Below are 19,307 nucleotides of genomic sequence, written 5' to 3' on the forward strand. Positions count from 1 at the left end.
CGTATCCGCGCCATCCAAACACCGTGCCCGGCGCGGGGCGTGACGGCGCGCGGGTCCTCGCCGGAGTGCCCCGGCAGCTCGTCAGGAAACGGCCCCCGGCGAAAGGGCGGCCGCATTGTCGGGCGTTCCGCGGGTAACCGCACTGCTACTAGGGGAAGTTGAAGACTGGAGGACCGCATGGCCCGTGCAGCATTGCGTTCCCGCGCCGGTGTGCTCCGCCCGCGCGTCCGCAGGTCCGCGCCGCCGCCCGAGGCCGAGAAGGCACCCCGATCCGCCCGCGGGCTCTTCCGCCGGACCGCGCCGCCGCCCGCACCCGAGAAGGAGCGCCGGTCCGCCCATCCCCTGCGGTTCCTGGGCCGGTTACTGGCGATGGTCTGCGCGTTCACGCTGATGGTGGCGTTCGCGGTGGTGCTCGCCAAGCTGACCCTGGAGCCCTCGCCCGCCTCGGAGTCCCTGACGCACACCAACATGCGCCCGGGGAAGTCGCTGCGCGCCTATCTGGACCAGCCCGAGCTGCGCGACGCGGTCAAGCAGATCGGCGGGAACGTGCTGCTGGGCATCCCGTTCGGGGTCCTCGCGCCGGTCCTCGCGCCGCGGGCACGCGGACTGCTGCGGGTGCTGCTGCTGACGGCGACGGTGATGCTGCTGGTGGAGTTCGCCCAGGGCGCTCTGGTGACCGGCCGCGCCTTCGACATCGACGACGTCATCCTCAACACCACGGGAGCGCTCATCGGCTACCTGCTGCTGGGGCGGCGCGTGAGCCGGGCGGTGCACACGACGGAACGCCGCTCCTAGGGCGCCGCCGTCGGTCTCCCGCCGTCCGCCCGCCGGGCAGGCGGGAAACCGACGCCAGGGCCTACCCGCGCCCGCCTACGGCTCGGTGGTCCACCGGGTGGTGGGCCAGCCAGTGGGCGACCGCCGCCGAGATCGGCTGTCCGGTCTCCAGTTCGACGAACCCGAACTGGCCGCCCTGGTTGCACTCCAGGAACCACCAGACGCCGTCCTCGTCCTCGGCGAAGTCGAAGGCCGCGTACGCCAGCGAGGAGAGCCCGACGTATTCGCGCACCGAGCCCGCGATGCGCCCGGGCACGGTGACCGGCTCCCAGGCGTGCCCGGTCTCGCCGAAGCGTCCGTCGACCTGGCCGGGTTCGGCCCTCTTGCGCGCGGCGAACAGCCGCTCGCCGACGCAGGTCAGCCGGATGTCGGCTCGCTTGGGCACGTACCGCTGGAGCAACACGGGCCCGGCCGCGACGGCGGCGAAGTCCGCGTCGGGGCCGATCAGCGTCGTGGGCAGGGTCACGCCGGGCTCACCGGGCGGCGGGCCGGAGGCGGACTTCACGACCACGTCCCGATGCTCCTCGGCGAACTCCCGCGCCAGCCGCGGCGAGGTGGTGAACACGGTCGGCGGTACGGCGAAGCCGCTGAGGTGGGCGACCCGCAGCTGCCACGGCTTCAGCCGGGCCCGGTCCGCGTCGCGCGGGTGATTCATCCAGCGCGCCGGAGCGGAGTAGAGCATGCCGTACAGCGCCTGCCGGGTCTCGGCGGTCAGCCACGGCGAGGAGTTGGCCGCGTGGGCCGCCGGTTCGCCGGGCCTGCGCATCCAGACGGAGCGCAGGCCGCCCATGCTGAGCACGTGTCCGTTGACCGAGAGATGGCCGGCGAAGTCGCCGTGCGCGTAGTCGGCACTCAGCACGGCCTTGCCAGGCAGGTCCGCGGGGTTCAGGCGCAACACGGGAGTTCCGGTCCCGTGCAGCCTCGCCACCACCATGTCGGCGGTGACGTCCTCCTCGGACGTGAGGATCAGTACGGTCATGCGACGGCGGGTCCTCAGTCGTCGAAGTGCGTCTGGGAACCGGCGGTGGACGTCGTCGTACCGGCCGCGAGCAGAAGTTCCCGGTCCATGACCGCCGGACGGCCGTCGGGCAGCACGTTCAGCTGACGCGCGGCGTCGAAGCGATACGGCGTCACCATGGTCGTATGCCCGCTGGGGTGGGCGTAGTTGAGGGTGAACGGTCGCACTCGAAAAACCTCCAAGGGTCGCACGTTGTCTGCGTACATTCCCTTACGCGCCTGTTGCGTAAGGAATTCATCACTTTCGGCTACATGAGGGTGAAGGTCGTCACATCATCCGCATCAACTACCTCAGATGCACCGTGAGTTATCACCTACCCCACACATAACCCATCGGATGGCCCGCACCAGGTGTCACTTCGTCACGACGGGTGACGAGTCCCTCACGCACCCGATGAAGGGCCGGACACCCGGGTCGACAACTCCTGGTCCGTACCAAGGTATTGACGACTCCTTACCTCACGCCTTAAATCAAGAGGCGACACCTTCACCCCCCACCTCGGTCGGCGCCCACACCCCACGGGGCACCGACAGAAGGGAGAGTCGTGCCCTCTTCCCGCAGACTCCGCGCCTGGCTGCTGGCCGCGCTCTCGGCCGCCCTGGTCGCCACCGCCGCGACCGGCCCCGCCCGGGCCGAGGAGGAGACGGACACCGGCGCCACAGCGGTGACCTTCTCGGACACCTTCGACGGACCCGCCGGAGCCGCCGTCGACTCCGCCAAGTGGCAGATCGAGACCGGCGACAACGTCAACAACCACGAGCGGCAGTACTACACGGCCGGCAACCGCAACGCCGCGCTCGACGGCCAGGGCCATCTGGTCATCACCGCCCGCCGCGAGAACCCGGCCAACTACCAGTGCTGGTACGGGACGTGCCAGTACACCTCCGCCCGGCTCAACACCGCGGGCCGGTTCACCGCGCAGTACGGGCACGTCGAGGCGCGGATGAGGATCCCGCGCGGCCAGGGCATGTGGCCCGCGTTCTGGATGCTCGGCACCCCGGTCAACTGGCCGGACTCCGGCGAGATCGACATCATGGAGAACGTCGGCTTCGAGCCCTCCACGGTCCACGGCACCCTGCACGGCCCGGGCTACTCCGGCTCGGGCGGCATCGGCGCCGGATACTCCCTCCCGGGCGGGCAGGCCTTCGCTGACGCCTTCCACACCTTCGCGATCGACTGGGCACCCGACTCCATCACCTGGTCCGTGGACGGCAACGTCTACCAGCGGCGCACCCCCGCCGACCTGGGCGGCCGGACCTGGGTGTTCAACAAGCCGTTCTTCCTGATCCTCAACCTGGCGGTCGGCGGCTACTGGCCCGGCGACCCGGACGGCTCCACGGTCTTCCCGCAGCAACTGGTGGTGGACCACGTCACCGTGACCACCGGCGACACCCCCACCGGCGGCGCGATCAGCGGCCTGGCCGGCAAGTGCGTCGACGTCGCCGGGGCGAACCCCGCCAACGGCACCCCCGTACAGCTCTACGACTGCAACGGCACCGCGGCACAGCGGTGGACGGTCGGCGCGGACGGCACGATCCGGGCGCTCGGCAAGTGTCTGGACGTGACCGGGAACGGCACCGCGGACGGCACGCCCGTCCAGCTGTGGGACTGCACCGGCGGCCCCAACCAGCGCTGGACCGTCACCGCGGCGCGGGACATCGTCAACCCCCAGGCCGACAAGTGCCTGGACGTGACCGGCAACAACTCGGCCAACGGCACCAGGCTGCAGATCTGGTCCTGCACGGGCGGCGCCAACCAGAAGTGGACGGTCGGCTGAGCCGTCGCTCTAGTGACGGGTCCAGGTGAACTTGTCGCCGCCGACCCAGCGCACCACGTCCGGGTCGTCCAGATCATGGACGGTGATGCCGAACGCGGCGGCGGCCGACAGGACGTCGGTGACGGCTTTCGCCTCACCGACCACAATGCCGTCGATCTCCACGATGCGGAACGGCGGTGTGCCGGGCTGGACCCCGAGCACCATGATCCGTGGATGGGAGATGTACGGTGCTGCGATTTCGGTCATGCAATAGAGCGTAAATCGCATCCGCCGATTGCGAACCATGAGCTCCGTCCCGGTCCCACGGCAGCCTGCTCAGGGGCGGCGCCACGCGTCGCCCTGCAGGTGGGAGCCCGCCTGCGGCCCCATCCGCAGCATGCCGCCGTCCACGCTCCAGGAGGCTCCGGTGACGTAGGAGGCATCGGATCCGGCCAGAAAGGCGATGACGGCGGCCACCTCGCGCGCGTCGCCCGGCCGGCCGAGCGGGACTCCGGGGCGGGGCTCGGTGCGCACGTCGGCGTCCTCCTGTCCGGTCATCGGGGTGGCGATCTCACCGGGAGCGACCGCGTTCACGGTGATGCCGTACTCGGCGAGCTCCAGCGCCATCACCTGGGTCAGCAGACCCAGCCCGCCCTTGGCCGCGCAGTAGGGAGCCGCGCCGACCCTCGGCTGGTGCTCGTGGACGGAGGTGACGTTGACGATCCGGCCGCCCTCCCCCTGCCGGATCATGTGCCGGGCGGCTCGCTGACCGCACAGGAACGGGCCGATCAGATCGACGTCGAGCACCTCGCGGACGGTGTCCAGCTCCAGGTCGAGGAAGGGCGTCATGGTGCCCGTGCCGGCGTTGTTGACCAGGACGTCGAGCCGGCCGAGCCGCTCGCACAGCTCGTCGACCGTGTCGGCGGCGACGGGCAACCGGGTCAGGTCCATCCGGGCCACCGCGGCCCGCCGCCCGTGGGCGCGCACCTCCTCGGCGGTCTCCTCGGCGCCCTTCAGGTCGCTGTGCCAGGTGATGCCGATGTCCAGCCCCGCCTCGGCGAGCCGGACCGCCGTGGCCCGGCCGATGCCGGAGTCGGCGCCGGTGATCACGGCCACCTTGGTGCGGGAATCGGCGGGGACGGACATGACCGGCCTCCTCCTGGTCGCTCACGGGGACGGGCATCGCAGTACCCGGGCGGACGGCGGACAAACGGCGGCCGCCGTCGTGCGGCCCCCGGGGCACTGGGGAACTCTGGAGGGGGAGGTGGTCATGGATCCCGTAGAGGCACTGGAGCGGATCGCCTTCCTGCTGGAGCGGTCCCTCGCGCCGACCTACCGGGTACGGGCCTTTCGCAACGCGGCCCGGGCGCTGGGTGCGCTGTCGGATGCGGAGCTGCGGGAGCGGGCCGAGGCCGGGACGCTGGAGGCGCTCGGCGGGGTCGGCCCGAAGACGGCGCAGGTGGCCCGTGAGGCGTTGGCCGGACAGGTGCCGGGCTACCTGGAGAAGCTGGAGGGCGAGGCCGGGAAGCCGTACGCGGGGGCCGGGGCGGAACTGCGGGCGCGCCTGCGCGGCGACTGCCATCTGCACTCCGACTGGTCGGACGGGGGCAGCCCGATCGAGGAGATGGGGCGGGCGGCGGCCGCGCTCGGACACGAGTGGGCGGTGCTCACCGACCACTCCCCCCGGCTGACGGTGGCCCGCGGCCTCTCACCCGAGAGGCTGCGCGAGCAGTTGGAGGTGGTGGCGACGCTCAACGAGACCTGGGCGCCGTTCCGGCTGCTCACCGGCATCGAGTGCGACATCCTCGACGACGGCTCGCTCGACCAGGAGCCGGAGCTGCTGGACCGGCTCGACGTCGTGGTGGTCTCCGTGCACTCCAAGCTGCGCATGGACGCCCGCTCCATGACCCGCCGCATGGTGGCCGCCGTCCGCGATCCGCACTCCGACGTGCTCGGCCACTGCACCGGGCGGCTGATCACCGGCAGGGGACGGCCGGAGTCCGAGTTCGACGCGGACGAGGTCTTCGCCGCCTGCGCCGAGACGGGCACGGCGGTGGAGATCAACAGCCGGCCCGAGCGCCTGGACCCACCGCGGCGGCTGCTGCGCCGGGCCGTGGCGGCGGGCGTGCTGTTCTCGGTCGACACCGACGCCCACGCCCCCGGCCAGCTGGACTGGCAGGTGCTCGGCTGCGCCCGCGCCGAGGAGTGCGAGGTGCCGGCGGACCGCGTGGTCACCACATGGACGCGGGAGGAGCTGCTGGCCTGGACGCGCGAGCGGCGCCTGCCCGCGCGGGTCGGGGGCTCGTGAGGCGGTACGGGAATCCCGAGGTGGTACGGGGGTCCCGACGTGGTACTCGGGCGGCTGACGTGAGAGACACCAGGACGGCGAAAGGACCGGCGCATGGGACGCGCGGCCGTGTTCGACGTCGACGGCACGCTCGTCGACACCAACCATCTGCACGTGGCGACCTGGTGGGAGGCGTTCCGGCAGGCGGGCCACCGAGTCCCGATGCACGCCATCCACCGCGCGGTCGGCCTCGGCTCGGACGACCTGATCGCCCATCTGCTCGGGGACGACCGGGACAAGGACCGCGACGAGGAGCTGAGCGCCGCGCACAAGACGCTGTACGGGCAGTACTTCGACCGGCTGCCTCCCCTGGCGGACGCCGGACGGCTGCTGCGGCGGCTGCACCAGGACGGCTGGACGGTGGTCCTGGCCACCTCCGCGGGCGGCGCGGAACTGGGGGCGCTGCGGCGGGCCATCGACGCGGACGACGCGATCACGGCGACGGCGAGCGCCGACGACGTCGAGCAGGGCAAACCGGCCCCCGAGCCCGTCGAGCACGCTCTGGACCTGGCCGGGGAGACCGCCGAGCGCGCGGTGTTCGTCGGGGACACGGTGTGGGACATGCGCGCGGGCGCGCGGGCGGGGGTGCGGTGTGTCGCCCTGCTGTGCGGGGGCATTCCGCGGGCCGACCTGGAGGAGGCGGGCGCGGAGGCGGTCTACGACGATCCGGCGCATCTGCTGGCCGCGCTCGCGAAGAGCCCGCTGGCCGCGGAGGAGTGAGCGCAGCGGAGGGCCGGCCGCGAGGTGACACGCGTCACCCGAGGCCGTGGAACAGCCGGGGGTGGTTGCCCGTTGAACAAGGCGTGGGTACGGATGGGACAGTGTCCCCGGGCCTCACCTTTTGCCCACAGGGACGATCGTTCGGCTGAAGCCCTGTGGAGCCTTTCGCCGAGAGGCGACCGCCATCCGTGCCCACCCTTCGGGCCGCCCCGACCGTGATTCCCCCGTCGCGGTCGGGGCTTCTTCCTTCCCCTCCCTGGGTACTCGGGATCCCCACCCGCGGAGAGGAGCCGACGGTGAGCAGCACACAGGGCAGCAGGATCGTCGTCACCGGCGCCACCGGGAACGTCGGCACGAGTTTGGTCCGTCTCCTCTCCGAGGATCCCCAGGTCGAGTCGGTGCTGGGCCTGGCCCGCAGGCTCCCCGAGTGGTGGCCGCCGAAGACGGAGTGGTCGACGGTGAACCTGGCCGCCGAGGACACGGACTTGGCCGAGGAGTTCGCGGGCGCCACCGCCGTCGTCCATCTGGCCTGGGCGTTCCAGCCGACGCACGATCCGGCGACGACCTGGCGCACGAACGTGCTGGGCTCGATCCGGGTCTTCGACGCGGTGGCCCGGGCCGGGGTGCGGACGCTGGTGCACGCCTCGTCGGTCGGCGCGTACTCGCCGGGGCCGAAGGACGAGACGGTCGACGAGTCCTGGCCCACGCACGGCTGGCCCGACGCCGCGTACTGCCGGGAGAAGGCCTACCTGGAGCGGACCCTCGACACCTACGAGCGACAGCACCGGAAGGTTCGCGTGGTGCGGATGCGGCCGGCGTTCCTGTTCAAGCGGGAGTCGGCGAGCGAGCAGCGCAGGATCTTCGGCGGCCGCTTCCTGCCGGGGCCGCTGGCCCGCCCGGAACTGCTCCCGTTCCTGCCCGACGTCCCCGGGCTGCGGGTCCAGGCGCTGCACACCGACGACGCCGCCGAGGCATACCGGCTCGCGATCGCCGCGGACGTGAAGGGCGCGTTCAACCTGGCGGCCGAGCCTCCCGTGGACGCGGCACTGCTCGCCCAGATGTTCGACGCCCGCCCGGTGCGCCTTCCGCGTACGGCGGCTCGCTCGGCGATCGCCGCGGCCTGGGGCCTGCACCTGCTCCCGGCCTCCCCGCACCTGTTCGACGCGGTCCTGCGCCTTCCGCTGATGGACTGCACCCGAGCCCACAAGGAACTGAACTGGCACCCCCGCCACACGGCCCCCGAAATCCTGGAGGAGTTCATACGAGGCCTCCAGGAAGGCGCGGGAGCGGAGACGGAACCTCTGCGCGGCCGGAAGGCAAGCTAGTGCCGCGTCAGGCAACGTTTGCCCGTCAAGGAGCGGCGTCCGGTGCGTGCTCTCGGCGTGCCGGGTGCAAGCCCTCGTACTGGACGTACTTGGGCTTGTGCCCGGTGCGGCGAGAGTGCGTGCCGGGCGTCGCGACGGGGCGAACGTTGCCTGACGCGGCACTAGACCTCACCCGCGCGTTCCTGGGCCGCCATCACCTCGTCGCCGTGTTCGAAGGCCCACGCGCCGAACGCCTCGATCGCCGGGAGCAGAGTGCGGCCCAGGTCGGTGAGGGCGTAGTCCACGCGGGGCGGTGAGCCGGGGTGGGAGCGGCGGGTCAGCAGGCCGTTGAACTCCAGGCGGCGCAGGGTCTGCGTCAGGACCTTGGGGCTGATGCCGCCGATCCGCTCGCGCAGCGCCCCAGGGCGCTCCGGGCCCTCCCGCAGCGCCCAGATCACCACCGCGTTCCAGGTGTTGGCCAGCAGGTCGAAGGCCAGTCGGGCACGGCAGTCGGCGAGGAAGCTCTGGTCGGCGCTCACTTACCGAATGGTGCCCGAACCGGTGCCTAATGTCCTTTCCCGAGCGACGACTTGGGAGGGAAGCGATGAGAATCGGGATCATCGGAGCCGGGGCCATGGCCGAGGGGCTCGGTGAGCAGTGGGGTCGGGCCGGGCACGACATCCTCATCGGGGCGCGGGACGAGGAGCGCGGGAAAGCGGTCGCGGCGCGGATCGGCGCACGCGCCGCAAGCCCGCGGGAAGCGGTCCTGCACGGCTCGGACGCGGTACTGCTCGCCGTGCCGTACGCGGCGGCCGTCCCGGTGGTGACCTCGCTGGCCGACGGCCTCGGCGGCAGGACGCTGGTCGACTGCACCAACCCGGTCGGCGCCGGTTTCCGGCTGCGGACCGAGGGCGGGCCCTCGGCCGCCGAGCGGATCGCCGCCGCCGCGCCGGGCGCGCACGTCGTCAAGGCGTTCAACCTCTGCCACGCGAGCGTGTGGCGACTGACCCCGCCCGTCTTCGACGGCCGCCCCCTCGCGGTCCCGCTGTGCGGCGACGAGGCCACGGCCCTTCGGTCCGTACGACGGCTCGTGCGCGACCTGGGCTGTGAGCCGGTGAACGGCGGCGGCCTGGAACGGGCGGGCCTGCTGGAGGCGACGGCCGCGTTCCTGATCGGCCTGTGGGTGGGCGAGGGCGCCGACGCCCAGGCCATCGCGCCGCCGCTGCGGTACGCGGGGGTGCGGGGGCGGCCGTAGCGGGCCGCCCCTGAAGGCGACGCCGCTTCGGCCGAGGCTCAGTCGGCCGAAACGGCGTCTGCCCGCATTCTGCCGCACACCGGGGCGCACCGGCCCGGGAGTCGACAACAGGCACTCCCGTACCGCTACTTGGCCCGGTACCGCCGCATCTTCGCCCGCGCCCCGCACACCCGCATCGAGCACCAGCGGCCGCGGCCGGCGGGGCTGCGGTCGTAGTACGCCCAGTGACAGTCGGCGGCCTCGCAGGCCTTCAGGCGGGACCAGGTGCCCGCGACCAGCGACTCGGCGACCGCGGCGGCGACGCGGGAGGCCAGCGGGCCGGAATCGGCGGGGGTCAGGGAGGCCGAGCCGTCGCCCTCGTCGACCGTGACGCGGAGGGGGGCGCGGGAGAGCAGGTCCGTCAGGGGGATCACCTCGCGGTGCGGGAGGTGACCGGCGTGGGCGAGCAGCGTCGCGCGCAGGGACTCGCGCAGCTCCCGGGCCGCGGGGAGCTCCTCCTCGGTCAGCCCCAGGCGTGCCCGGCCCTCCGCCGTGTCCAGCGCGTCGGCACCCGACTCCAGGTCCAGGGTGTTGACCAGGGACTCGACGAGTTCCAGGCCGCCGGGCGCGGGCAATCGGTCGTTCATGGTTGCGACGTTACCTCCAATGCGGGAGCATGCAGTAACGGCGTTACCGGATAACACGCTTTGCCGGTAACCACTCTTCGAGGAGGAGTCATGGCTCTCGCCACACTGGACGTCGTCGTCCTGGACTGCCCCGACCCGCGCGCCCTCGCCGGCTTCTACGCGGGCGTTCTCGGCGGCACCATCGAGGACCAAGGCGACTGGGTGGACCTCAGGCTCCCGGGTGGACGGCAGCTCGCCTTCCAGGAGGCGCCCGGCTTCGTACCGCCGAAGTGGCCCTCGCCGGAGCACTCCCAGCAGTTCCACCTCGACCTCCAGGTCGACGACCTGGACACCGCCGAGAAGGGAGTCCTGGAACTCGGCGCGAAGCCCCTGGACGCGGAGGACCGCGAGCGCACGTTCCGGGTCTACGCGGACCCGGCGGGTCACCCCTTCTGCCTCTGCGCCGGCTGACCGGGCAGGGGCCGTCGCGGCCATGGCACGGTTTCCGTTCCGTGCTGATCGACTGCCCGCGGAGCGCTAGGCGTCCAGTTCCGCGATCTTCGCCCCGGACGGCTCCCGCCGCTCCTGTGCCGCCCGGGCCGTGAAGTCCGCCGTGCGCAGGACCCGCTGGACGTTGCCCCAGGTCAGCAGGGCCAGGTCGGTCTCCGTCCAGTCCCGGCGCAGCAGCTCGGCGATCAGGTGCGGATAGCACCCCGCGTCGGCCAGGTCCTGCGGATGCGCCGTGCCGACGTCGTACGTGCCGGACAGGCCCACGCACTCGGTACCGGCGACCGCGCGCACATGGTCGAGGTGGTCGGCGACGTCCCGCACCGACGGACCGGTCTGCTCGGCGGTGAGCGGCACCATGCACAGCCCCTTGGCGGCGCCCAGCTCGGCCAGCAGGTCGTCGGGGAGGTTCGCCGGGTGCGGGCGCAGCGCGCGGGCCGCGGAGCGGGTGCACATCACCGGGGTCCTGGACGCGGCCAGCGCCCGGCGGATCGTCTGCTCGGAGGCGCCGGAGAGATCGGCGAGGACACCGAGCCGGTTCATCTCGCGGACCACCTCCTCGCCGAAGCGGGTCAGCCCCGCCTCGCTGGCCCAGGAGGTCCCGGCCAGGGTGAGGACCCGCAGGCCCACACTGTGCAGGACGCGCAGGATGCCGAGCGAGTCGTCCAGCGCGGCGGCCGTGGCCGGGCCCAGCAGCACCGCGGCGCGTCCGCAGTTGCGGGCGTCGATGACCTGGCCCGCGGTGCGCGCGAGCCGTAGCCCTTCGGGGTGGGCCGCGATGACCGTGCGCACCAGGTCCAGCTGCTCCAGGGTCGCTGCGACCGCCCGGTCCGCGGCCAGCCCCTCGGGCAGGTGCAGGGAGCAGAACAGGGCGCCGACATGACCCTGCCGCAGCCGCGGTACGTCGGTGTCGACCGCGCTCTCGCCCAGTTCCAGGTCGTACCAGGGCAGGTGGCGCAGCGCCCAGGGCAGCCCGCTGTAGCCGTCGGCGACGGGGTGCGCGGCGAGCAGGGCCCGGGCGCGTTCCAGGGGCTCGGCGTCCGGGTCGGTGCCGAGCGGGGCGGGCGGCTCCACCGAAAAGGGGTCGGCCAGGGGCAGCTCGTCGAGCGCGCCTACCTCGGCGGCGGGGTGCAGGTCGTCCTGGAGGTCTGCCATGGCGGGCTCCGTACGTGCGCGGTGATCGCTGTACGGCCACCGTCGCACGCGGTACCCGGTCCTTCCTGGTGGACGGGGCGTTCGGGGGTCCGCCGGTCCAGCGACCCCCCGTGCGGGGCGGGGACGGGTTTCCTCGCCCCCGCTCCCGGCGAGTTCACGCGTCCAGTGACTCGATCGTCGCGTGGGAAGGCGCCCGCGTGGCCCGCAGGTCGCGGGCCACGTCCTCCGCCGCGCCCAGCACGCGTACGGAGTTCTGCCAGGTCAGCTTGGCCAGGTCGGCCGTGGACCAGCCGCGGTCCAGCAGTTCCGCGAGCAGGTTCGGGTAGCCGGAGACGTCGTTCAGGCCGTCCGGGGTGAAGGCCGTGCCGTCGTAGTCGCCGCCGATGCCGAGGTGGTCGATGCCCGCCACCTCGCGCATGTGGTCGAGATGGTCCGCCACCGTCGACACGGTCGCGACCGGACGCGGATGGCGCTCCTCGAAGGCGCGGTGCACCTTCATCGCCTCGGCCGTGGTGTCGAGGTGGTGGAAGCCGTGCTCGCGCATGTTCTCGTCCGCCGCGGCCGTCCAGTCGACGGCCGCCTGGAGCACGAACTTCGGCACGAACGTCACCATCGCCACCCCGCCGTTGGCGGGCAGCCGCTCCAGGACGTCGTCCGGGATATTGCGCGGGTGGTCGCACACGGCCCGCGCGGACGAGTGCGAGAAGATCACCGGCGCCAGGGTGGCGTCCAGCGCGTCCCGCATCGTCGTGGCCGCGACATGCGAGAGGTCGACCAGCATGCCCTCGCGGTTCATCTCCCGCACGACCGCCCGGCCGAACGCCGACAGACCGCCGACGCCGGGCTCGTCGGTCGCGGAGTCCGCCCAGTCCACGTTGTCGTTGTGGGTGAGCGTCATGTACCGCACACCGAGGGCGGCCAGCGCGCGCAGGGTGCCGAGGGAGTTGGCGATCGAGTGCCCGCCCTCCGCGCCCATCAGCGAGGCGATCCGGCCCTCCCGCCGGGCCGCCTCCAGATCGGCGGCGGTCAGCGCGGCCCGCAGGTCGGCCGGGTGCCGGTCGATCAGCCGCCGTACGCAGTCGATCTGCTCCAGCGTCGCGGTCACCGGGTCCGGCAGGTCCGAGCGGACGTACACCGACCAGTACTGCGCCCCGACCCCGCCCGCGCGCAGGCGACCGAGGTCGGTGTGCAGATGCGCGCTCTGGTCGGCGGCGATGTCCCGGGCGTCGAGGTCGTAGCGGACCTGCTCGCGCAGCGCCCAGGGCAGGTCATTGTGCCCGTCGACCACGGGGAACTCCCGCAGCAGTTCCCGGGCGGCCGCCACGGATCCCACGGCCGTCACTTCCCGAAGCCGAAGCCGTTGGACCCCTCGACCTTGGCGCGCAGCCGCCTGCCCTTCTCGGTCGCCTGGTCGTTCAGCTCCTGCTGGAACTCCCGCATCCGGCCGAGGAGCTCCTCGTCGGAGGTGGCGAGGATGCGGGCGGCGAGCAGCCCGGCGTTGCGGGCACCGGCGACGGAGACGGTGGCGACGGGGACCCCGGCCGGCATCTGCACGATCGACAGCAGGGAGTCCATGCCGTCCAGGTACTTCAGCGGCACCGGCACACCGATCACCGGCAGCGGGGTGACGGAGGCGAGCATGCCCGGCAGGTGCGCGGCACCGCCGGCGCCCGCGATGATCACCTTCAGACCCCGCTCGGCGGCCTCCTCGCCGTACGCCACCATCTCGCGCGGCATGCGGTGGGCGGAGACGACGTCGACCTCGTACTCGATCTCGAAGTCGTCGAGCGCCTGAGCGGCGGCCTCCATGACGGGCCAGTCGCTGTCCGACCCCATGACGATGCCTACAACGGGGCTCATTCGGTGATCGTGCCTCTCAGATAGCCGGCAGCGTGACGGGCGCGCTCCAGCACGTCGTCCAGGTCGTCGCCGTAGGTGTTGACGTGGCCGACCTTGCGGCCGGGCTTCACGTCCTTGCCGTACATGTGGATCTTCAGCTGCGGGTCGCGGGCCATGCAGTGCAGGTACGCGGAGTACATGTCCGGGTAGTCGCCGCCGAGGACGTTGACCATGACCGTCCACGGGGCGCGCGGGCGCGGGTCACCGAGGGGGAGGTCGAGGACCGCGCGGACGTGGTTGGCGAACTGGGACGTGATCGCGCCGTCCTGGGTCCAGTGGCCGGAGTTGTGCGGGCGCATCGCGAGCTCGTTGACGAGGATGCGGCCGTCACGGGTCTGGAACAGCTCGACGGCGAGGTGGCCGACGACGCCGAGTTCCTTGGCGATGGTCAGGGCCATCTCCTCGGCCCGCAGGGCGAGGGCCGGGTCGAGGTCCGGGGCGGGGGCGATGACCGTGTCGCAGACGCCGCCGACCTGCTGGGACTCCACCACCGGGTAGGCGACGGCCTGGCCGTGCGGGGACCGTACGACGTTGGCGGCGAGCTCGCGGACGTAGTCGACCTTCTCCTCGGCGAGGACGGGGACCCCGGCCCTGAACGGCTGCTCGGCCTCCTCGGCCGAGTCGACGACCCAGACGCCCTTGCCGTCGTAGCCGCCGCGGACGGTCTTGAGGACCACGGGGAAGCCGTCGCCCTCCTCCGCGAAGGCCACCACGTCGGCCGGGTCGCTCACGATCCGGTGCCGGGGGCAGGGGACGCCGATCGAGTCGAGTTTCGCGCGCATCACCCCCTTGTCCTGGGCGTGCACGAGCGCGTCGGGCCCCGGGCGCACGGGGATGCCGTCCGCCTCCAGGGCCCTGAGGTGCTCGGTCGGTACATGTTCGTGATCGAAGGTGATCACATCGCACCCGCGGGCGAAGTCGCGCAGCGTGTCGAGGTCGCGGTAGTCGCCGATGACGACATCGCCGACGACCTGCGCCGCGGAATCCTGGGGGGTGTCACTGAGGAGCTTGAACTGGATGCCCAGCGGGATGCCTGACTCGTGCGTCATACGCGCGAGCTGGCCCCCGCCGACCATGCCGACTACCGGGAACGTCACGCCCCTAGGGTATCGGCCACGCCGACGCGGCTGGTTTGCGTGCCTGTATGCCGGTCCACGGGCAATCGCGCGGAGGGGTGGTTAGCATGGCTTGGTTGACGAAACCGACCGACGGGGGCTTTCACTCCATGGGACGTGGTTCCTCCGAACTGCTGCGACGCTATGCGCACGAGGTCGCCAAATTCGGCGCCGTGGGCGGAGCGGGGCTGCTGGTCAACCTCGGCGTCTTCAACCTGGTGCGGCACGTCACCGACCTTCAGGTGGTGCGGGCCAGCGTCATCGCGACGGTCGTCGCGATCGCCTTCAACTACGTCGGTTTCCGCTACTTCACCTACCGGGACCGTGACAAGAGCGGCCGCACCAAGGAACTCTCCCTGTTCCTGCTGTTCAGCACGGTGGGCCTGGTGATCGAGAACGGCGTGCTGTACGCCGCGACGTACGGCTTCCACTGGGACAGCCCGCTGCAGAGCAACATCTTCAAGTTCCTCGGCATCGGTGTCGCGACCCTGTTCCGCTTCTGGTCCTACCGCACCTGGGTCTTCCGCGCCCTGCCCGCCCGGGAGGCGGTGGCCAGCGCCGAATCGTTCCTGGAGGAGGCGCCGCGCCAGCGCCGGGGCCGCGCTCCCCAGGCCGTGGGCCGCCGCCCCTGACGTCCGACGTCACCGTGGTCGGCGGCATCCGACGTCACCGCACGGTCGGGGTCGCGTCTCCCGTCGGTTTCGTGGGGGTGCGGGACAGGAACAGGCCGAAGACGGGGGGCGCGGCCTGGAGCATCTCCAGGCGGCCGCCGTCCGCCTCGGCCAGGTCGCGGGCCACGGCCAGGCCGATGCCGGTGGAGTTGCGGCCGCTGATCGCCCGTTCGAAGATGCGCGCTCCCAGGTCGGCCGGGACTCCCGGGCCCTCGTCCGTCACCTCGATCACGGCCTGGTTGCCGGTGACCCGGGTGCGCAGCGCCACCGTCCCGCCGCCGTGCATCAGGGAGTTCTCGATCAGCGCCGCCAGGACCTGGGCCACCGCCCCTGGCGTGCCCACCGCCTGGAGGTGGCGCTTGCCGGAGCTGACGATCGCCCTGCCCGCGCTGCGGTACGCCGGACGCCACTCCGCCAGCTGCTGCTGGATCACCTCGTCCAGGTCGAAGGTGACCGCCGAGCCCGTGCGCGGGTCCCTGGAGTTCGTCAGGAGGCGTTCCACCACGTCCGTCAGGCGTTCCACCTGCGTCAGCGCGATCGTCGCCTCCTCCTTCACCGTGTCCGGGTCGTCGGTGAGGGTGATCTCCTCCAGCCGCATGGACAGCGCGGTCAGGGGCGTGCGGAGCTGGTGCGAGGCGTCCGCCGCAAGCCTGCGCTCCGCCGTCAGCATCCGCGCGATGCGCTCGGCGCTGGCGTCCAGGACGTCGGCCACCCGGTCCAGCTCCTGGACGCCGTAGCGCTTGTGGCGCGGTCGTGGGTCCCCCGAGCCGAGGCGTTCCGCCGTCTCGGCGAGGTCCGTCAGGGGCGAGGCCAGTCTGTTCGCCTGCCGCAGGGCCAGCAGCACCGCCGCGATCACCGCCAGCAGCGCCACCGCCCCGATGATCAGCAGTGTCCGTCCGACCTCACGCGTCACCGTCGAGCGGGGCTCCTGGACGGTGACCGTCTCGCCCTCCTCGCCCGTGGCGGTGGAGCTGGTGGTGTCGCCGGTCGGCTTCTCGCCGATGGCGATGGGCTTCTCACCGGGCACCCGGATCACCGCGTACCGGTCCTTGGGCACCTGGTCGCGCAGCATGTCCGCGGTGACGGCTCCGGTCGCGATCAGCCTGCTGTCCACGATGGACGCGAGCCGCACCGCCTCGGAGTCCACCCGCTCCTGCGCGGTGCTGCTGATCGTGCGGGTCTCCACGATCACCAGGGAGACCCCGAACACGGCGATCACGACGAGCACCACGGCGAGTGTGGACTGGATCAGTCGGCGGCGCATGGAACTCGCTTACTCAGCTCTTCTCGAACCTGCCCGGCTCTCCCGGACCCGCTCAGCTCTTCTCGAAACGGAAGCCCACGCCACGCACGGTCGCGATGTACCTGGGGTTCGCCGCGTCGTCGCCGAGCTTCTTGCGCAGCCAGGAGATGTGCATGTCGAGGGTCTTGGTGGACGACCACCACGTGGTGTCCCAGACCTCGCGCATCAGTTGGTCCCGGGTCACCACCCGGCCCGCGTCCCGGACCAGCACCCGCAGCAGGTCGAACTCCTTGGCGGTGAGCTGGAGCTCCTCCTCGCCCATCCACGCGCGATGCGACTCGACGTCGATGCGCACGCCGTGCGTGGCCGGCGGCTGCTGCGGCTCCGCGGCGCCCCGCCGCAGCAGGGCCCGGACCCGGGCGAGCAGCTCGGCGAGCCGGAAGGGCTTGGTGACGTAGTCGTCGGCGCCCGCGTCGAGCCCGACGACCGTGTCGACCTCGTCGGCCCGCGCGGTCAGGATGAGGATCGGGACGCTGTGGCCCTCGGCCCGCAGCCGCCGCGCCACCTCCAGGCCGTCCATGCCGGGCAGCCCGAGGTCCAGCACCACGAGGTCGACGCCGCCCTTCATACCGGCTTCCAGCGCGGTGGGGCCGTCCTCGCGCACCTCGACCTCGTACCCTTCCCGGCGCAGTGCGCGGGCCAGCGGCTCCGAGATGGACGCGTCGTCCTCGGCGAGCAGTACACGGGTCATGAGCTGATGGTAGTCCGCCCATGACAAGAGCCGGGGCGGGATGGCGGGGAGTGATTCTCACCTCGCGCCTAACGGGCTCTTACCTTGGTATGAACCATTGGTCACCTGGTGCGATCCTGGTAATGACCTTCGAATGAGTGTGCGCGGTTCCCTCGACACCTGTGATCCGTGTCTCAAGTCCTTCCATTTCAGGCTCTGTCCTGCCGTATGGTGATTGAACGCCTGTAGCACCGCGGGGACCTTTGGCGACGTATCTGACGCTGAAGGTCTCTTTTGTGTGCGGGCCGGCTTCGGCCGGCCTCGAAAGGAATGACCTGTGGCCGGGCCTCGTAGCGCATCGTCGCGCGCAGAGGCGTGGATCCCGGTGGTCGGCGTCCTCCGCTCCGTGACCCGGAGCGGATTCCCCTGGGCGTGGGGTGGACGGTCCGGCCGTGCCGGTGCCGGCCGCCCCACCGGGCGCGCAACGCTCCAGCCGCGCGTCCCGACCAGCAAGGAACGACCATGGCGTCCAGCCTGACGAAGGACTCGGTCACCCCGGGCACCCCCGGTTCCGAGAAGACCTTCTTCGGCCACCCCCGCGGACTGGCCACTCTCTTCATGACCGAGATGTGGGAGCGGTTCTCCTACTACGGCATGAGGGCTCTGCTCCCGCTCTACCTCGTGGCGCCGGGTGGTCTCCACCTCGACGCGGCCACGGCCACCGCGATCTACTCCGTGTACGTGTCGCTCGTGTACCTGCTCGCCATGCCCGGCGGCTGGTTCGGCGACCGGGTCTGGGGTCCGCGCAAGACCGTCGCGGTCGCCGGTGCGGTGATCATGCTCGGCCACCTCACGCTGGCCCTGCCCTCCTCGGGCACCTTCTTCGCCGGTCTCGGCCTGGTCGCGATCGGCTCGGGTCTACTGAAGGCCAACATCTCCACGATGGTCGGCCACCTCTACGACGGCCCGGACGACCCGCGCCGCGACGGTGGCTTCACCGTGTTCTACATGGGCATCAACCTGGGTGCCTTCGCCGCTCCGCTGATCATCGGCACCATCGGTGAGAGCGTGAACTGGCACCTCGGCTTCGCCCTCGCCGCGCTCGGCATGGCGCTCGGCCTGGCCCAGTTCCTGATCGGCAGCCGCAACCTCTCCGAGCGCTCCAGCGTCGTCCCGACGCCGCTGTCCGCCGAGGAGAAGTCCGCCACCCTGCGCAAGGCCGCCATCTGGGCCGGTGTCGCCGTGGTCTTCTACGCCGTCGTCGGGTTCTCCGGCAGCTACACGCTGAACTGGATCCTGGTCCCGCTGACCCTGCTCGGCGTGATCATCCCGACCATGGTCCTGGTCCGCATAAAGCGCGACAAGGACCTGGACCGCACCGAGCAGAAGTCGATGTCCGCGTACATCTGGTTCTTCGTCGCCGCGGCCGTCTTCTGGATGATCTACGACCAGGGCGGCTCGACCCTGTCGATCTTCGCCGACGCCTCCGCCGAGAACTCGGTCCTCGGCTGGGAGTTCCCGGTCTCCTGGTACCAGTCGGTCAACCCGGTCCTGATCATGGCCCTGGCCCCGGTCTTCGCCTGGTTCTGGCTCGCGCTGAACCGGCGCGGCAAGGAGCCGAGCACGATCGTGAAGTTCGCCTCGGGTCTGGTCCTGGTCGGCGCGTCCTTCTTCCTGTTCCTCGCCCCGCTGTCGATCGCCGAGGGCGGTCACAAGGCGGCCGCGATGTGGCTGGTGGCGATCTACTTCGTCCAGACCGTCGGTGAGCTGCTGGTGTCGCCGGTGGGTCTGTCGGTGACGACGAAGATGGCGCCGGCGAAGTACGCCTCGCAGATGATGGGTGTGTGGTTCCTGGCGGTCACCGCCGGTGACGCCACGACCGGTCTGCTGTCCATCGGCGGGGTCGACCTGAACAAGACGGGTGTGGTGGCGCTCGAGGCCACGCTCGCCGTGGTCGCGGGTATCGCCGTGTGGATGTACCGCAAGCGCGTCAAGGAGCTCATGGGCAGCGTCAACTGACGGAGCCTGCGGCGCTCGGGGCCGCTGCGACCCAGCCGGGTTGGGGGTGGGTGGTCATCAGGACGGCCGGGACACCGGTGGCGGCCTGGAAGCGGGTGGTCGCCGAGGGGCGGTAGAGGACTTCCCTGG

The 19,307-nt window shown here is 71.7% G+C and carries 21 protein-coding genes; 9 read left to right on the forward strand and 12 right to left on the reverse strand.

The annotated features are described in order from the left end of the window. The first annotated feature begins 177 nt into the window (after nt 1-177). Complete coding sequence (locus ACWDRW_RS34245) at nt 178-795, forward strand: VanZ family protein (protein ID WP_451730503.1); 618 nt, start codon at nt 178-180, stop codon at nt 793-795. 61 nt (nt 796-856) lie between these two features. Here ACWDRW_RS34245 and tgmB read toward each other — a convergent pair whose 3' ends face one another. Together tgmB and tgmA are read right to left on the reverse strand one after the other, a co-directional pair. Then, nucleotides 857-1,813, reverse strand: a complete 957-nt coding sequence (gene tgmB, locus ACWDRW_RS34250; RefSeq protein WP_451730506.1) for an ATP-grasp ribosomal peptide maturase — start codon at nt 1,811-1,813, stop codon at nt 857-859. 14 nt (nt 1,814-1,827) lie between these two features. Beyond that, the gene (gene tgmA / locus ACWDRW_RS34255) at nt 1,828-2,019 is read right to left on the reverse strand and encodes a putative ATP-grasp-modified RiPP (protein ID WP_451730508.1); all 192 of its coding nucleotides are present in this window, start codon (nt 2,017-2,019) and stop codon (nt 1,828-1,830) included. A gap of 377 nt (nt 2,020-2,396) precedes the next feature. Between tgmA and ACWDRW_RS34260 the strand changes: the two genes are divergently transcribed. Continuing rightward, on the forward strand, nt 2,397-3,629 hold the full coding sequence (locus tag ACWDRW_RS34260; RefSeq protein WP_451730510.1) for a ricin-type beta-trefoil lectin domain protein: 1,233 nt from the start codon (nt 2,397-2,399) through the stop codon (nt 3,627-3,629). A gap of 9 nt (nt 3,630-3,638) precedes the next feature. Here the strand turns inward: ACWDRW_RS34260 and ACWDRW_RS34265 are convergent, their stop codons facing one another. Continuing rightward, on the reverse strand, nt 3,639-3,875 hold the full coding sequence (locus ACWDRW_RS34265) for a hypothetical protein (protein ID WP_451730512.1): 237 nt from the start codon (nt 3,873-3,875) through the stop codon (nt 3,639-3,641). Nucleotides 3,876-3,944: 69 nt separating this feature from the next. Then, on the reverse strand, nt 3,945-4,754 hold the full coding sequence (locus ACWDRW_RS34270; RefSeq protein WP_451730514.1) for an SDR family oxidoreductase: 810 nt from the start codon (nt 4,752-4,754) through the stop codon (nt 3,945-3,947). Between the two features lie 124 nt (nt 4,755-4,878). Here ACWDRW_RS34270 and ACWDRW_RS34275 point away from each other — a divergent pair, with 124 nt between their 5' ends. The 3 genes from ACWDRW_RS34275 to ACWDRW_RS34285 all read left to right on the forward strand — a co-directional run bounded on the left by ACWDRW_RS34275 (nt 4,879) and on the right by ACWDRW_RS34285 (nt 8,000). Then, nucleotides 4,879-5,916 (forward strand): PHP domain-containing protein, encoded by a 1,038-nt coding sequence (locus ACWDRW_RS34275; RefSeq protein ID WP_451730517.1) that lies wholly within the window; start codon nt 4,879-4,881, stop codon nt 5,914-5,916. Nucleotides 5,917-6,009: 93 nt separating this feature from the next. After that, nucleotides 6,010-6,675, forward strand: a complete 666-nt coding sequence (locus tag ACWDRW_RS34280) for an HAD family hydrolase (protein ID WP_451730519.1) — start codon at nt 6,010-6,012, stop codon at nt 6,673-6,675. Between the two features lie 296 nt (nt 6,676-6,971). Further along, a complete protein-coding gene (locus ACWDRW_RS34285) occupies nt 6,972-8,000 on the forward strand; it encodes an SDR family oxidoreductase (RefSeq protein WP_451730521.1) in 1,029 nt (342 codons plus the stop codon). Nucleotides 8,001-8,161: 161 nt separating this feature from the next. Here ACWDRW_RS34285 and ACWDRW_RS34290 read toward each other — a convergent pair whose 3' ends face one another. Further along, the gene (locus ACWDRW_RS34290) at nt 8,162-8,518 is read right to left on the reverse strand and encodes a winged helix-turn-helix transcriptional regulator (RefSeq protein WP_451730523.1); all 357 of its coding nucleotides are present in this window, start codon (nt 8,516-8,518) and stop codon (nt 8,162-8,164) included. A 65-nt stretch (nt 8,519-8,583) separates the two neighbouring features. Here ACWDRW_RS34290 and ACWDRW_RS34295 point away from each other — a divergent pair, with 65 nt between their 5' ends. Beyond that, a complete protein-coding gene (locus tag ACWDRW_RS34295; RefSeq protein ID WP_451730526.1) occupies nt 8,584-9,234 on the forward strand; it encodes an NADPH-dependent F420 reductase in 651 nt (216 codons plus the stop codon). Between the two features lie 125 nt (nt 9,235-9,359). On the opposite strand, the gene ACWDRW_RS34300 is transcribed toward ACWDRW_RS34295, so the two are convergent. After that, nucleotides 9,360-9,860 (reverse strand): CGNR zinc finger domain-containing protein, encoded by a 501-nt coding sequence (locus tag ACWDRW_RS34300; RefSeq protein ID WP_451730529.1) that lies wholly within the window; start codon nt 9,858-9,860, stop codon nt 9,360-9,362. Between the two features lie 90 nt (nt 9,861-9,950). Between ACWDRW_RS34300 and ACWDRW_RS34305 the strand changes: the two genes are divergently transcribed. After that, on the forward strand, nt 9,951-10,310 hold the full coding sequence (locus ACWDRW_RS34305; RefSeq protein ID WP_451730532.1) for a VOC family protein: 360 nt from the start codon (nt 9,951-9,953) through the stop codon (nt 10,308-10,310). A gap of 66 nt (nt 10,311-10,376) precedes the next feature. Here ACWDRW_RS34305 and ACWDRW_RS34310 read toward each other — a convergent pair whose 3' ends face one another. From ACWDRW_RS34310 to ACWDRW_RS34325, 4 genes are all read right to left on the reverse strand, one after another. Continuing rightward, nucleotides 10,377-11,501, reverse strand: a complete 1,125-nt coding sequence (locus ACWDRW_RS34310; RefSeq protein ID WP_451730534.1) for a dipeptidase — start codon at nt 11,499-11,501, stop codon at nt 10,377-10,379. 154 nt (nt 11,502-11,655) lie between these two features. Then, entirely contained in the window at nt 11,656-12,834 is a 1,179-nt protein-coding gene (locus tag ACWDRW_RS34315) for a dipeptidase (protein WP_451730536.1), read from the reverse strand. A 5-nt stretch (nt 12,835-12,839) separates the two neighbouring features. Next, complete coding sequence (purE, locus tag ACWDRW_RS34320) at nt 12,840-13,361, reverse strand: 5-(carboxyamino)imidazole ribonucleotide mutase (protein WP_451730538.1); 522 nt, start codon at nt 13,359-13,361, stop codon at nt 12,840-12,842. Then, on the reverse strand, nt 13,358-14,497 hold the full coding sequence (locus ACWDRW_RS34325; RefSeq protein WP_451730540.1) for a 5-(carboxyamino)imidazole ribonucleotide synthase: 1,140 nt from the start codon (nt 14,495-14,497) through the stop codon (nt 13,358-13,360). Before ACWDRW_RS34325 ends, purE begins: the two co-directional genes overlap by 4 nt. A 128-nt stretch (nt 14,498-14,625) precedes the next feature. Between ACWDRW_RS34325 and ACWDRW_RS34330 the strand changes: the two genes are divergently transcribed. After that, entirely contained in the window at nt 14,626-15,147 is a 522-nt protein-coding gene (locus tag ACWDRW_RS34330) for a GtrA family protein (RefSeq protein WP_451730542.1), read from the forward strand. A gap of 34 nt (nt 15,148-15,181) precedes the next feature. Here the strand turns inward: ACWDRW_RS34330 and ACWDRW_RS34335 are convergent, their stop codons facing one another. Both ACWDRW_RS34335 and ACWDRW_RS34340 read right to left on the reverse strand, forming a co-directional pair. Next, a complete protein-coding gene (locus ACWDRW_RS34335) occupies nt 15,182-16,450 on the reverse strand; it encodes an ATP-binding protein (RefSeq protein ID WP_451730544.1) in 1,269 nt (422 codons plus the stop codon). Nucleotides 16,451-16,502: 52 nt separating this feature from the next. Beyond that, a complete protein-coding gene (locus ACWDRW_RS34340) occupies nt 16,503-17,180 on the reverse strand; it encodes a response regulator transcription factor (protein WP_451730546.1) in 678 nt (225 codons plus the stop codon). Between the two features lie 501 nt (nt 17,181-17,681). Between ACWDRW_RS34340 and ACWDRW_RS34345 the strand changes: the two genes are divergently transcribed. After that, on the forward strand, nt 17,682-19,178 hold the full coding sequence (locus ACWDRW_RS34345) for an oligopeptide:H+ symporter (RefSeq protein ID WP_451730548.1): 1,497 nt from the start codon (nt 17,682-17,684) through the stop codon (nt 19,176-19,178). The last annotated feature ends 129 nt before the right edge of the window (nt 19,179-19,307 follow it).

Source organism: Streptomyces sp. NPDC003635 (assembly GCF_053587635.1).